This is a genomic window from Pseudoalteromonas sp. S8-8 (assembly GCF_000497875.1).
In the GTDB taxonomy this organism is placed as follows: domain Bacteria; phylum Pseudomonadota; class Gammaproteobacteria; order Enterobacterales; family Alteromonadaceae; genus Pseudoalteromonas; species Pseudoalteromonas arctica.
The window spans coordinates 1-13,426 of the sequence record NZ_AUTR01000067.1; the positions used below are offsets into that span (position 1 = coordinate 1).

15 protein-coding genes are annotated in these 13,426 nt (G+C 40.1%); 3 read left to right on the top strand and 12 right to left on the bottom strand.

Features of this window, described 5'->3' with window-relative positions; genetic code table 11:
• From L659_RS0120000 to L659_RS0120010, 3 genes are all read right to left on the bottom strand, one after another.
• Window positions 1-215, bottom strand: a 215-nt coding sequence (locus L659_RS0120000) for a copper resistance CopC family protein (protein ID WP_024591666.1), incomplete at its 3' end; no start/stop codon positions are given.
• A gap of 22 nt (window positions 216-237) precedes the next feature.
• The gene (locus L659_RS0120005; protein ID WP_024589685.1) at window positions 238-1,101 is read right to left on the bottom strand and encodes a copper resistance protein B; all 864 of its coding nucleotides are present in this window, start codon (window positions 1,099-1,101) and stop codon (window positions 238-240) included.
• Complete coding sequence (locus tag L659_RS0120010) at window positions 1,098-2,912, bottom strand: copper resistance system multicopper oxidase (protein WP_024589686.1); 1,815 nt, start codon at window positions 2,910-2,912, stop codon at window positions 1,098-1,100. Before L659_RS0120010 ends, L659_RS0120005 begins: the two co-directional genes overlap by 4 nt.
• A 166-nt stretch (window positions 2,913-3,078) precedes the next feature.
• Between L659_RS0120010 and L659_RS0120015 the strand changes: the two genes are divergently transcribed.
• Both L659_RS0120015 and L659_RS0120020 read left to right on the top strand, forming a co-directional pair.
• Window positions 3,079-3,765, top strand: a complete 687-nt coding sequence (locus L659_RS0120015) for a heavy metal response regulator transcription factor (RefSeq protein ID WP_024591667.1) — start codon at window positions 3,079-3,081, stop codon at window positions 3,763-3,765.
• Window positions 3,755-5,152 carry a heavy metal sensor histidine kinase gene (locus L659_RS0120020; protein WP_024591668.1) on the top strand — a complete coding sequence of 466 codons (1,398 nt, stop codon included), beginning with the start codon at window positions 3,755-3,757 and terminating at the stop codon, window positions 5,150-5,152. The genes L659_RS0120015 and L659_RS0120020 overlap by 11 nt, the downstream gene beginning before the upstream one ends.
• A gap of 92 nt (window positions 5,153-5,244) precedes the next feature.
• On the opposite strand, the gene L659_RS1000000123960 is transcribed toward L659_RS0120020, so the two are convergent.
• The 6 genes from L659_RS1000000123960 to L659_RS0120045 form a co-directional block, all read right to left on the bottom strand.
• Window positions 5,245-5,460 carry a hypothetical protein gene (locus L659_RS1000000123960; RefSeq protein WP_231388457.1) on the bottom strand — a complete coding sequence of 72 codons (216 nt, stop codon included), beginning with the start codon at window positions 5,458-5,460 and terminating at the stop codon, window positions 5,245-5,247.
• 25 nt (window positions 5,461-5,485) lie between these two features.
• The gene (locus tag L659_RS01000000123095) at window positions 5,486-6,058 is read right to left on the bottom strand and encodes a hypothetical protein (protein WP_231388458.1); all 573 of its coding nucleotides are present in this window, start codon (window positions 6,056-6,058) and stop codon (window positions 5,486-5,488) included.
• 123 nt (window positions 6,059-6,181) lie between these two features.
• A complete protein-coding gene (locus tag L659_RS0120030) occupies window positions 6,182-6,445 on the bottom strand; it encodes a hypothetical protein (protein WP_024591669.1) in 264 nt (87 codons plus the stop codon).
• An 82-nt stretch (window positions 6,446-6,527) separates the two neighbouring features.
• The gene (locus tag L659_RS0120035) at window positions 6,528-8,393 is read right to left on the bottom strand and encodes a DUF4209 domain-containing protein (RefSeq protein WP_024591670.1); all 1,866 of its coding nucleotides are present in this window, start codon (window positions 8,391-8,393) and stop codon (window positions 6,528-6,530) included.
• Window positions 8,394-8,502: 109 nt separating this feature from the next.
• A complete protein-coding gene (locus tag L659_RS0120040; RefSeq protein ID WP_024591671.1) occupies window positions 8,503-8,976 on the bottom strand; it encodes a hypothetical protein in 474 nt (157 codons plus the stop codon).
• Window positions 8,976-9,257 (bottom strand): ECs_2282 family putative zinc-binding protein, encoded by a 282-nt coding sequence (locus L659_RS0120045; protein ID WP_024591672.1) that lies wholly within the window; start codon window positions 9,255-9,257, stop codon window positions 8,976-8,978. The genes L659_RS0120040 and L659_RS0120045 overlap by 1 nt, the downstream gene beginning before the upstream one ends.
• Before the next feature lie 708 nt (window positions 9,258-9,965).
• On the opposite strand from L659_RS0120045, the gene ltrA reads away from it, so the two are divergent.
• Entirely contained in the window at window positions 9,966-11,264 is a 1,299-nt protein-coding gene (ltrA, locus tag L659_RS0120050) for a group II intron reverse transcriptase/maturase (RefSeq protein ID WP_231388459.1), read from the top strand.
• Between the two features lie 79 nt (window positions 11,265-11,343).
• Here the strand turns inward: ltrA and L659_RS0120055 are convergent, their stop codons facing one another.
• The 3 genes from L659_RS0120055 to gmtX all read right to left on the bottom strand — a co-directional run bounded on the left by L659_RS0120055 (window position 11,344) and on the right by gmtX (window position 13,425).
• Window positions 11,344-11,949: a DUF998 domain-containing protein gene (locus L659_RS0120055; protein ID WP_024591674.1), complete on the bottom strand. Its 606-nt coding sequence runs from the start codon at window positions 11,947-11,949 to the stop codon at window positions 11,344-11,346.
• A 360-nt stretch (window positions 11,950-12,309) separates the two neighbouring features.
• A complete protein-coding gene (gene greB / locus L659_RS0120060) occupies window positions 12,310-12,780 on the bottom strand; it encodes a transcription elongation factor GreB (RefSeq protein WP_024591675.1) in 471 nt (156 codons plus the stop codon).
• A 21-nt stretch (window positions 12,781-12,801) separates the two neighbouring features.
• Window positions 12,802-13,425: a gamma-mobile-trio protein GmtX gene (gene gmtX, locus L659_RS0120065; protein ID WP_024591676.1), complete on the bottom strand. Its 624-nt coding sequence runs from the start codon at window positions 13,423-13,425 to the stop codon at window positions 12,802-12,804.
• Window position 13,426 lies beyond the last annotated feature (1 nt).

Here is a 13,426-nt window from a genome sequence, read left to right on the forward strand (position 1 = left end):
GGTTTGAAATCAAAGTTTATTGATTTATTTTTTTCATCTTTGATGATGACTTTTGCTAGCCTTACTTCACCACCAAAAGTTAACGAAAGTTGCTCTGGGCTTTGCATTAACATGGCTTCTTGCGTAGGTGTTGATTGCTTGAGTGATATATGCGCTGATGCGGAAAATGTAAGCACTAAACCTAAAATAACTACTGCAGAATTAAATAACTTCATAATTACCTCTTATTTAAAATGATTAAAACCAAAATTTAATACCCGCAACAAATGCGGTGTTATTGCTACTTTGTCCACTTGATGTGGCATAGTCGGCGGTACTGCCAAATTTATTGCTCCATTCAACGCCAATATAGGGCGCAAACTGGCGTGTAAACTCATAACGAACCCTAAAGCCAATCGCGCTGCTTGATAGGCCACTTCCAAGTTCGTTTTGTTTATCGTTTTTGCCATAAAGTGTAATTTCGGCTCGCGGTTGTATAATTAGCTTTTGCGTGAGTAGTAGTTCGTACTCTGCCTCTAACGTAAATGCGGTATTGCCTCGCTCACCTACGTACGCTGTCATATCAAGTTCAAACCAATAAGGGGCTAAACCTTGTAAGCCAAAAGCCAACCATTGCCGATTTTCACCTTCTTTATTGTAATCAAGACGAACACCTGCTTGAGTATCCCAATATGCTGATACGGCGTGACCCCATAAAATATCGGTTTGGTTTTCCTCAAGGCTTCCTTCGCTGAAATCCCCCTCAGTTTTAACTACCAATCGATCAAAGGTAGTGCCGTACCATGCTTGTAAGTCAAATACACCTGCATTTGCTTGCTCGTTATATTCAAGACGATCGCCTAGTAATGCGTAAAATGGATGCTCATCAGCGAGTGTTAATCGCTCATTGCCCTCAAGCGCATATGGGCCTTCTGTTAAAGTTGTTCCCGCAGAGTAAGCATGAGGGTCTCTTGCATCTTTAGGTGCACTTCCTCCTTGTGGTTGCATCTTAGCGCTATTCATTTGTGCCATTTCACTTTGCGCTAATAAAGGGAAACTAATTAATGAAGCCCCAGTTAACATTAATAAACCGAATGATTTAGATAGTTTTAATTGTTTCATGATACGACTACCTCTCTAAACATACCGGCATCCATATGGAATAATAAATGGCAATGCCAAGCCCAGCGACCTACATCGTGAGGGGTGGTTAAAAAGCTGATTCTTTGTGCGGGTTGAACAGGAATCGTATGACGTCGCACTTGCACATCACCTTGCTCGTTTTCTAAATCACTCCACATACCATGCAAATGCATAGGGTGTGTCATCATGGTATCGTTTTGTAAAATAACTCTTAAACGTTGATTATGCTTCATATGCACTGGCGTGCTTTTACCAAATTCTAAGCCATCAAATGACCAGCTATAACGCTCCATGTTGCCGGTTAAATGCAGCTCAATTTCAGCTTCTGGCTCTTGCTGGTTAGTGATCCCTTCAAGTGAGTGTAAATCTGCAAGTGTTAAAACACGGCGACCATTTTTACGTAAACCAATACCAGGATCATCAAGATTTGTTCTAGGCATATCAACGCGCATATCAACTGAAGCTCCATACTCCGTTTTTGCATGACGCACTTTAGAGCTGGCAACCGCCAATGGGTTTTCAGACATACCATGTTTGCTATGATCCATCGCCATTGCACCGTGGCCCATTGCGCTATGATCCATTTTTTTAGAGTTCATGCCTGACATACCAGCCATTGCAGAATGCTCACCGCCGTGGGTCATATTGCCCATCATATCGGTCATCGTTAACCACTCAACAGGATCCAGAGCAGGTATTGGCGCATCAATATTAGGTGCCGTTGATAAAGTTCCTTTTGCGTAACCTGAGCGGTCCATGCTTTGAGCAAAAATCGTATACGCATCATTTTTTGGCTCAACAATCACGTCATAGGTTTCACCAGGGCCGAATCTAAATTCATCAACTGTCACTGGTTCAACGTTTTGCCCATCTGCTTGTACAACCGTCAGTTTTAGCTCGGGGATACGCACGTCAAAAAAGCTATTACTAGAGCCATTAATAAACCTTAACCTAAGCTTTTCACCGACTTTAAATAATCCACGCCAGTTTGCCATTGGAGTACTACCGTTCATTAAAAAAGTCATTGCTGATGCAGATAAATCAGCTAAGTCTGTAGGGTTCATTCGCATCTGATTCCACATTTTTCGGCGCTGTAGAGCATTTGAAATACTGCTGCTTGAAACGTCATCGAAAAACTCTGGAACAGTAGGTTGATTGAAGTTAAATACATCACTCTGTACTTTTAATTTACGGAACAGCGCCATAGGGTCATCATCAGTCCAATCAGATAATTGAATAACATGTTCGTTATCTGCACTAATAATATCGTTTTCTCGCGGTTCAATAATTAATGCACCGTACATGCCTGTCATTTCTTGAAAACCACTGTGGGAGTGATACCAATATGTACCGCTTTGCTGTAGCTTAAATTTATAAATAAAGGTTTCGCCCGGCATAATGCCTTTAAAACTGATACCTGGCACGCCATCCATCTGATAAGGTAGAATGATGCCATGCCAATGGATAGAGCTCGGTACTGATAAGTTATTTGTTACTCTTATAGTAACATCATCACCTTCTTTTAAGCGCAAGGTTGGAGCGGGTATAGAACCATTAATTGTTGTCGCCATACGTACTACGCCGGTAAAGTTAACCGGCGATTCATCTATGACCAGATCTATGACTTCGCCGCTTAATTCGGGCACAGTGCCTGTTAGTGTTCCTGCTACTAAAGATGATGCAGCATGTAACACGCTCGGAAAAGCAGCAAGTACACCACCTGCAATTATGCCTTGAACAAATCGTCTTCGTGGTGTGCTAACCTGTTGTGATGACTTTTTAAACCCCATTTCCTTACTCCTTCATAGCAGAATATGTATTGAGTATAGAAAATAGACCTGTCTTCAACATGACGCGAACATTACAAAGTTGTAATCTTGGTGTCATGTTGCTGTAGTGACAGATACTGCATAATATTTGCAGAGGTAGTTGTTAGGACTTTAATGAAGGAATTGTATGCGCTTATTAGTTGTTGAAGATGAAGCAAAAACGGGAGATTATTTAAAACAGGGACTAAGTGAAGCTGGTTTTCAGGTTTCTTTGGCGCGCAATGGTCTTGACGGCCATCACCTAGCAATGACCGAATTATTTGATGTAATAATACTTGATGTCATGTTACCTGACGTATCCGGTTGGAAAATTTTACAGTCGCTACGTGAAGCAGATAACAAAACCTCAGTACTATTTTTATCTGCTCGCGATAGCATAGGCGATAGAGTAAAGGGGCTCGAACTTGGTGCTGATGACTATTTAATAAAGCCTTTTGCTTTTGCTGAAGTTTTAGCAAGAGTACGCACTCTTATTCGCCGTGGTGCAGTACAAACAGTTGACGATATACTGATAGTTGCTGATTTAGAAATGGATATTCCAAAGCGAAAAATACAACGTGCAGGCAAGCGTATTTTATTGAGTAATAAAGAATTTAGCTTACTTGAACTATTGTTACGGCGCGAAGGTGAAGTACTGCCACGTTCGTTAATTGCTTCTCAAGTATGGGATATGAATTTTGATAGCGACACCAATGTGATTGATGTTGCCATTCGTAGGCTAAGAGCAAAAGTTGATGATGACTTTACTGTTAAATTAATTCATACAGTTCGTGGTATGGGCTATAAATTAGAGGTTGAAACTGATGGCTATTAAGTCACGGCCTTTATCACTTACGATGCGTGTTGTGTTGTTTGTGGCTGTAACCGTTATTGCGTGCTTAACTTTAGTTGCCACCTTAATAAATAGTTCGATAAAACATCACTTTTTCCAGCAAGATAGTAGTGAACTGCATGTTATTAATCAATCTATTGAATTAGTTTTAACACAACACTATAAATCAAACCTGAAACTTAAAAATGAATTATCTAACGCTGTAGCGGGTCATCACGGTGTTTACTATCAGGTAAATACCGCAAAAGGAGATCTCATTTTTCAAAGCTCTGAACGAGATTTTAGTGATTTTGTAATGAGTGCTAAGGCTTCAACTGGCTTTAACCGTAACAACATTACCTCATGGCAAAATGATACCCACACCTACCGAGCTCTGGTGAGTAATTTAAGTACTGGGCAACAGCAATACAAAATTACTACAGCGATAGACATGAGCTTTCATTTACACTTTCTCAATCAATTTCAGCAAAGCCTTTGGGCCATTATGTTTGGCTCAGCGGTACTCATTTTATTGGTGGCTTGGTTTGCTATACATCAAGGATTAAACCCTTTACGAGGTTTAAGTCAGAAAATACACGATATCCAAACTAATAAAATGGATGTAAGGCTCGATGAAAATAAAGTGCCTATTGAGCTTGTTAATATGGTGCAGTCGTTTAACTCAATGCTCGACAGGCTCCAAGGTGAATTTATTCGCTTATCAAATTTTTCTAGTGATATTGCTCATGAACTACGAACTCCACTCACAAATATAGTTACTCAAACACAGGTTGGATTATCTAAAAAAAGGCAGTTGGAAGAGTATCAAGAATTATTGTTTTCTAACTTAGAAGAACTCGAGCGATTAACGAAAATGGTTAGTGATATGCTTTGGCTCGCAAAAACTCAAAATGGGCTAATTAAACCCGTTCAAAACACTCTAAAAAGCCATGATGAAATTGAAGTGTTATTTGAGTATTTTGACGCTTTGGCTGAAGACTCATTGATTGCATTTAATAAAAAAGGTCAAAACCTTTGTTTTTATTGTGACAAATTGCACTTTCGCCAATTATTATCAAACTTACTATCCAATGCAATTAGGTACGCCCCAAAAGGCTCATCAATCACTGTAAACAGCGAAATGACCACCGCTGAAAAAATATGCATTTCAGTGATTAATACAGGGGAGAGAATACCTTCTGAGCATTTACCTTATTTATTTGACCGTTTTTATCGACCTGATAAGTCGCGGCAACGACACAGCGACGGAGCAGGTTTAGGGCTTGCAATAGTTAAAGCTCTAGCGCAAGCAAACGGTGGAGATATAGAGGTCAGTTCAAATAATCAAACTACCAGCTTTAAAGTTTATTTAAATTTAGTTAAAAGCTAATTATTAAAACCAATAATTCAATGTTTGCTTGTAGCTCTTTGGCGAAGTTCAGCTAAGTGCCATGAGTGGACGGTCGTAACCATAGTCACTTGTTATACGTTTTTTGCACTGAACTCTTTTGCTAATCGCCCTTTAGCTACAGCTTTAGTTTTTAGAAAATCAGCAACAAAATTATAATCTGGGTGTGTTTTTAAACTTCGACTTACGAAATATACATTCGTTTTATTAGGCGAAAACGTTTCTAGAATTCCTGCTCCAGGATCGTTACCAGCTAACAAACTAAATTTTAATCCTGGAATATTAAACACAATATGCTGATAACCAGTATGATTTTTAACGGATTGGAAATCCCATTGACGGTGTATCAACTTTTTGATTGTCTACGTATACGGCTAAAAATGTATTACTCGGAAGTTTTGTTTCTCCAAGTAAAAATTTAGAGAAAGACAACATACTCTCATCACGTATTGAGTTTTTTGTCTCCGGCATCCCATAATTGCTCCAATCCGTAGATGATAACCTCCAAGCAATGCTGACAGCAAAATACAAAAAACCTAAAGCGTAGTCATCACTAGAGGGGAAACACCAAACCTCATCTTTTACACCCGATAGTTTTTTAAACTTTTTTATCTTTGTCGCCAATTTAAAGCCATTAGGTTTAGCCATAAAAGGGAGAACTTTATCTTCACCATTTTTAGAAAAGGCAGCTTCACAATTGGCGCAAAGTAAGTGTTTCTTTGCTTGCTTTGAGGTGTAGGCTGCAGATTTTTCATGCCCTGAAATCCAAACGATGTTCTCTCCGTGTTCAGGGAACCCCTTACTAATAGTTCGGTAAACAGCTTTAGGCATAAAATGGCTATCTATCAGTTTTTCCGATTTATGGCATAAAGCACAGATTCCGTTCACCAAACCTCCCTAAACGTATAACGCCGCGAATAAACAGCGCAAACTTGTTGGCTAAAATAGCGAGGCACGAGCACAGCCAGCGAGTTTGTGTCCGGCACCGCAGGTGCGAAATTAATTGCTTTGTTATGCATAGCCAAGCTCCAAATAAGCCATAAACCCGACAAGAGTTAAAATGCTACCCCATAAATAGAGCCTTGCTAGCTTATATTCTTTAGGGTTCTTAGTTTTGCTAAGCATTGCAGATAACTGTTTTTTTAACTGTTCTAATTCAGAAAAAGAAATTTTTCTTTCTAAAACCATCATGAATAGATTGAAGCCGAAGAACATGAAGACTATTAAAAGCCCTACGGTGACAATTATTGCTGTGGGGCTTTCGATATGAACCAAGCCTACTCCTTGCTATGCATAACGCCTTGCTCACCGGAAAATTGGGAGCGTAGCGAGTAATTTTTCCGAGTGCAGCAACATGTTATGCGCCTTGAATACAGGAAGGCTCATTAACTTCCTCTTCGTGAGCTCCATTTGCCCCGACTAAGGAGTGGACAACAATTCTGAGGATCATCCACCATGCGTACACAGTTGATATTGATGATGAAGAATTATCACTTAATAAACCGTGAGCAGCTTCATTTCTTAAGTTCGCCCCCAGAGAGTCAGTAAATATACTTTTTAACTCAAAACATAAGTCTTCTCCGAATACCTGAGAAGCTTGAGGGAGTTCAATTAATGTACTGAGACCGTTTTCATGCTCAATACCATCTCGGTCTATGTTGCTAGTGTGAGCACCAGCTTCTTTTAATTTCATACGAACGATGTGCTCAACTTGAGGACATAGCAAATGAATAGAACTTCCAAAATCATGTTCAAAGCCTAACCACAAAGCATGCCCTAGGAGATATGTACGGTCTTCAGGGACAATTGGAGAATGATGACAAAGAGCCTGTAATAGCTCCTTTGTCACTCTATGCTCCATTAAGATCTGTCGCAATGCAGGTAATATTTGCCCCTCTACTACTAATTGAGTCTCTATTCCAAAGTGTTGCTGAACCTGCCTGTTTAACACAGTCTCGTTATCTTGGTCACCCTCACCTGCATTAAGGTTCATCGGTGGAGTTTTCCCAACAACACGTCCATCGCTACTCATTTGCGTGGAGCCGAATAAACTACTTATTGGGTCATCCTGCATACTTTCTTGAGCACCTGAACGTAAGGCATTGTAATTTGGGCCAGAGGACAGCCCTGCAAAGTAGATTAATACCTCTTCCACTGACTGTTTTCCAGATACATGGGATTTGGACGCTTCAATAGTATCTGATAGATCTACTCCTGGGGTTTTAACCAAACCCATTTCACCTAAAGATTCCTTTCCTGTTACTGATATTTTCCTTCGAATACCATCGATTATTTCGCTGACGTTAAAACCGTCACGATGCTTTGTAGGAATACGTCGATAGGCCTGTATTGCATTTTCATAAAATGAGTTTGCAACCATATTACTGCCAGCAGCCCTAGAGTCTGCCTCTCTCTCAAAGCAATCAGCTAGAGCAACAAGAGATTCTAGCCATCCATTTTCATCATCAGATTGTTTGTATTTCTTGGCCGACAACTCGTAATAAGATCTAGCAGAATTAAAGTCACCCAAATCCACTAAATCGTTTCCACTATTAAATAGCGTAGAGGCGATATCGTCTTTGAAATCAGAATCAATATTGAGCTTATCCATCAACTCAGCAAGCCATAAGGTCATGAACTTACAATTCGAATGCTCAAGTCTAAATGCAGCGAATAGTTGATTCTTGATTACATCAAGTCGATCAAACTCTCTTAGTTGCATACAAAGTCTTGCGGCCCTTTCCCAGCAATCGTTTACATCACGATGCCATGTGTCAGAATCCAAACCATGAGAAGTATACGAATCAATTGCTGTTTTGGCATAATCTGGATTTCTAGGTTTTTTACATAACCATAGTAAATCCGCTAACCGTGACTTTAGCCATGGCTCTGCAATATCTTCCAGAATTTCATCAAAAAACTGCAGTTCGGCTTCAGTAAAGTCTTCCGGAAGCGGTGATCGTCTTCCTGCTTGGAAGTCTTGAAAGTAAGGCTTGAAAGGTTCATTTAAGCTGGTAGGAGAAAGCATCATTGAGGCAGAACGACTTAATAAGCTCAGGATTTTTCCTTGCTCCTCTAACCCTGACTCTAACTTTTCCTTAGCACTCTCTTCAAGGCTTCGCATAACAGAGGAGTACCCATAATGATTTTCAACCGCTACATCATAGTTCCAGCCGCATGCAACAAAATCATCGCGGGCATATAGTTCATTCGAGTTAGTCATTAACTTATATAATCCTTCTACTTAAAAGCTGAACCATTCAAAAATCGCATAACGCCCGCTTAATAAGCGTTAGCTTGCTAGCGTCCTAATTGACGCGCTTGTTACGTGTTTACAGCGTGGGATATACGAGCTTTTCATTATGGTTTTCCGAGTCATCTTCCCAAACTATACGAATAACGTGCTTACTTTTAGTTCCCATATGAACAGATGCGATCAACTCTACAGACTGAAATTTTTCCATAGATTCTAAGGGAAACTTTTCATCTACATCGGATTGTATAAGTACATCATTGCCTTCGGGAAACTCTAACCTGATATTCCTTGCAGTAGCACTACCCTTATTCCAAATCTTCAGCCGGTGCTTGTTGCTGCCGAGCTTTACAAACGATGCACCCAAATCGGCCTTTTTGCCACTAACAGCTTCGCTTTCTTCTTTCTCGAGCAAAAGGTTATTTAGCTTTTCTTGGCTTTCGATAAGGGATTTCTGTTTTTCATTAAAGCTTGTGGTACGCCAGGTTGCATAAGCTGACATTAATAGTGCAAGACCAGCAATAATGTCACCGGCATCAACTGTTACTGGCATTACTTAATCCTTATATTTTTGCTGCCCCTAAAGGCTTCTTTTAGCGAAGCTTTCAGCTCCTTTGCTAGATCTTCAGTAACTTTCTTACCTATTTCAGAAACATGCTCTTGAATATTTTCACTGTTCTCATGAACTAACTCATCCTTTGTAAGTTCACGGCCACAAGACGCACATTTAGCAAGCTCAATAGTTTCATCAACGCCTTGCTCATACTCATAGTCAGTGCAACCGCAAGTGGGGCATTGTAAGCCAATGCTTCTTTGATACTTCTCATCCTTCATAGGTTAACGCCACCCTTATTTGACACGTAACGCCCTGTTAACAGGCAAAAAATAGTTGGTTAAAATTAGCGACGAAGGAGCAAAAACCAACTGTTTTTTGTCCTTGTGTACGCCCGACATGGGCATTGACTTATGAGGTGAAAGTCCTCTGTAGGAAGATCACCGTTTAAATAACACACTGTTATTAAACGATAACTACTAGCGAATGGCAAGGGCTAAATCGCGAGAGATAGTTCGGAGGAAGCCCCTAGCAAATCTGCGAGCTAATGAACAAAAACATCATATGAGGCGTAGGCTGGAGACGAGCTAGCACAAGATAGCGAAGTCATGTGATCTAACGGCCACCGTAAATGATGCAGTTGTGCAGAGAAAGTCGATGCTCCTTATCCGGGGAGATCTGATAAACACGCATACGCGCTAACGCTTGTAGCGTTACCAGTAGGGACTGGTTGTTCAACCCTTGGCGCTTTGGTTACTGCGACCTATAGCGAGCGAAATAGCAGTAAACAAGCGTTAGTTTAGACGCGCTTTATCGAGTAATCGCTAGAGTGATTTATCAGAAGTCAGCAGACGGCATAGTAGCCAAACGCCCATCGTAATGGAGGGGACACGGTGAAGGCCTGAACATCTTAACCAGAGGAGATACTACAATTGAACTTGAATTCACATAGATCACCGTGTTGTGATAGTGATGAACAGCGTTCTGCTGTGAATAATACCTCGAATGAATATAACCAAACAGATCGTGACCTGATGGCAAGGGTACTAAGCAACCACAATATTGGTGCAGCATGGCAACATGTTAAACGCAATAAAGGGGCTGCGGGTATTGATAATATGAGTATTGAAGAATTTAATCACTTCGCTAAGTTACATTGGCTGGGTATTAAACAACAATTACTTAGCGGCACTTATCAACCCTTGCCAGTCAAACGCGTGATGATACCCAAACCCGATGGCGGTGAGCGAATGCTTGGGATCCCTTCTGTTATCGACAGAGTGATCCAACAAGCTATTGCTCAAGTGATTAGCCCTTACTTTGAGCCTCTATTTTCACCACATAGTTATGGTTATCGCCATCATAAAAGAGCCAGTCAAGCAGTGAGCCATGTTCAATCTTGTGTTAAACAAGGTTATAAAACAGCGGTTGATATCGACTTGTCTAAGTTCTTTGATGAAGTAAACCATGACATGCTGATGAATCGTGTTGCTCGTAAAATCAAAGACAAAACACTCATGCGCCTACTCGGTAAATATCTGCGAGCAGGGGTAGCAGAGCGCGAAACCGGTCTGTGGTTTGAGTCAACCAAGGGAGTCCCTCAAGGTGGGCCATTATCCCCTTTGCTTTCCAACATTTTACTCGATGAATTAGATAAGAAGTTAACCTACAAACGCCTTAAGTTTGCACGTTACGCTGATGACATAATCATTTTAGTAAAAACGAAAAGCGAAGGGCTAATAATCCAACGGGACATTACTGCGTTTATCACTAACCGATTAAAACTCAAAGTGAATGAATCGAAAAGTCGAGTCGGTCCCGTATCAGGCTCGAAATTTCTCGGGTTTACCTTCCGTTACGCTCAAGTGCAGATCCACGAACAGGCGCTAAAGAAATTTAAAGCAAATGTAAGAGAGCTCACTAACCGCAACTGGGGGATCTCAATGACCGTACAAATTCATAAACTCACGCAGTATTTACGCGGCTGGGGACACTACTACCTAATAGCTAACGCTTATCAACTAACAGTGGATTTAGATCATTGGATCCGCCGTAGTATAAGAATGTGCTACTGGCGGCAATGGCGTAAACCTCGCACCAAAGTACGCAGTTTAATGAAATTGGGTGTTAGCGAACGACTCGCCATAGCCTGTGGTATCACCAGTAAAGGCCCTTGTAGAAGCTCAAAAACAAAAGGAATTAACATTGCGCTAGGTAATGATTACTTAGCGTCACAAGGTTTAGTGTCATTGAAAGATATTTGGATCAATATCCATTACGGGAGATGAACCGCCCATTGCGGACCCGCATGATGGGTGGTGTGGGGGCTGGAGATTAGAGACCTCCGGCTACCCGATTAGTTTACAATTACGCTAACACTAATGAAAAGGCACTTAGCCAAATTAGCTGAAAACCATAAGAAATACGTTGATGAATTCCAGGGTTACTTTGAGATTTTAAGGCTTTAGCCATAGCAAATAGATAATAAACAGCAGCGATAACAGAAACAACTGAAAAAATACGGAAATATAGTGGGATAATTTCTGTTGTTGGACTTATAGCTACTAATATTGGTGCTACAACTAGCGACAATAACATAATAAAACCAGCCCAAGAGTGTACCTTACAATTAAAAGTTGGATTTTTAGTAAATGGATCAGCGTCCATAGGAAAGTACCCTGCTACCCATGTACCAATGCCATGAGCTATAACTAACCAACCCGCAATATTTACTAAAATTGAAACGCTTGATAGCTGCGCCAAATACCAACCGAAAAAGCAAAAGAAAAAGCCTAGAGGGTAATTATTAATTAAGGGAGACAATTTTTCTGTTGGGCTGCCTGTTGCGCCTAACTCACTACAAAATTGTTTAGAATGGCTGTAACCATTATAAAATCGGCTCGCAACATAAACACCAATGAAGATCCAGATTGTTGCAATTAACCCTGAATAGATCGCAATACTTTCAAACACTACCAAAATCCTTTTTGTAAACTAACAGCTTTATCAGAGGACACTTTCCCTATTTTAGCGTGAAAACGTCCTTATTTTATGAGCTTCTATTAATAGCAAATAGTATAAGTTAGTGCCAATCATAAATATTATGCTGAGTTAAGTTATTTTATTATATAAAAAAGAGAAAGACTTAACACAGTATCACTTGAGTAATAACGACTTATATAGCGCAATTATCAATGTCCGGTTATCGCTCTAAGCAGACTAACCGTCTTTATACCAAAAGAGATTTTGATGACTAAAGCTCAGAAGGCTGAAATATAAATACTCTCTTTCGGAGTTTTTCAAGTTAGTTGTTGCATAAGCTGTACTAGCTCTTTACTTATACTCAATTTTGTTAATAAACCACTCTTTTATCCCTACTGGCGTTTTAACTTGAAAATCATCATCAACTTCCTTTTTTAGCATCGCTCTGGCCATAGGAGAGTCAATAGAAATGTAATCGTTACGACCATAGATCTCATCAGGGCCAACTATGCGAAAAGCTTTTGTTTCACCATTATCATTTTCAACCTCTACCCATGCCCCAAAGAAAACCTTGCCGACTTGTTGAGGAGAGTAGTCAATAACTTTGACTGCTTCGATGCGTTTCCTAAGGAACCTAATTCGAGAATCTATCTGTCTAAGTAACCTTTTATTTTCTTTATAATCAGCATTATCTGAACGATCGCCAAGACTAGCAGCCCAAGCTACTTTTTTTGTTATTTCGGGCCTGTAGTCGCGCCAAAGATAATTAAGCTCTTTATTAAGACCTTCTAATCCTTCACGCGTTATTAGATTCGTATACAAATGGTTTGTCCCATCCCACTATTACAAATACTGCAATGCTTTTTTAACAGCATCTAAAATTGCAACCGGGAGAAAATTATCTTTATCATTACTTGATAATATACTACCGTTTGGCCCCACTTCCAAACCAGCTCGGCGCATAAACTCTTTAGATATGAGGTATTCAAGAGCTTCTCTTTCTAAGTCAGTCAATTTTGAGTGTGGTGACGAAGACGACCCACCGTCATAAAATTCTATGACTTGATCAATCGGTACAATTTCCTTTACTAGTTTTTCAGCTGCTAATTTTTGAGAGTAGAGAATGTTAGCTTGCAGCCTAACTACAGGGTCTTTTAATTTTTCTATCCAAGAGAAGCTTTTTCCTTTATTCAAACTAATTGTTGATTTATCCGGTTTGAAGTTTGAATCTATAAAACTCGCGATCAAGATTTGGTATGGTTCTCCGGTCTTATTGCGCAAACTTTGAGCTGCCGGAACACCACGACCTTTGCCAAGGCGTGCAATAATAGAGTAACCAAATTCATTTAAGCCGCGTTCTTTTTGTTCTGTACAGACTTGAAAAATTGCATCTAATGAGCATTGGACACGAGATGATGTTTGCTTTTTAAGTTGTTCAAGTACTGTTTTAGGCGATAATTCTGTCATA

Bases quoted from the DNA above. Each gene is read 5' to 3' on its own strand.
- L659_RS0120005 (WP_024589685.1), bottom strand. From the start codon at position 1,101: ATGAAACAATTAAAACTATCTAAATCATTCGGTTTATTAATGTTAACT.
- L659_RS0120010 (WP_024589686.1), bottom strand. From the start codon at position 2,912: ATGGGGTTTAAAAAGTCATCACAACAGGTTAGCACACCACGAAGACGA.
- L659_RS0120015 (WP_024591667.1), top strand. From the start codon at position 3,079: ATGCGCTTATTAGTTGTTGAAGATGAAGCAAAAACGGGAGATTATTTA.
- L659_RS0120020 (WP_024591668.1), top strand. From the start codon at position 3,755: ATGGCTATTAAGTCACGGCCTTTATCACTTACGATGCGTGTTGTGTTG.
- L659_RS0120035 (WP_024591670.1), bottom strand. From the start codon at position 8,393: ATGACTAACTCGAATGAACTATATGCCCGCGATGATTTTGTTGCATGC.
- L659_RS0120040 (WP_024591671.1), bottom strand. From the start codon at position 8,976: ATGCCAGTAACAGTTGATGCCGGTGACATTATTGCTGGTCTTGCACTA.
- L659_RS0120045 (WP_024591672.1), bottom strand. From the start codon at position 9,257: ATGAAGGATGAGAAGTATCAAAGAAGCATTGGCTTACAATGCCCCACT.
- gmtX (WP_024591676.1), bottom strand. From the start codon at position 13,425: ATGACAGAATTATCGCCTAAAACAGTACTTGAACAACTTAAAAAGCAA.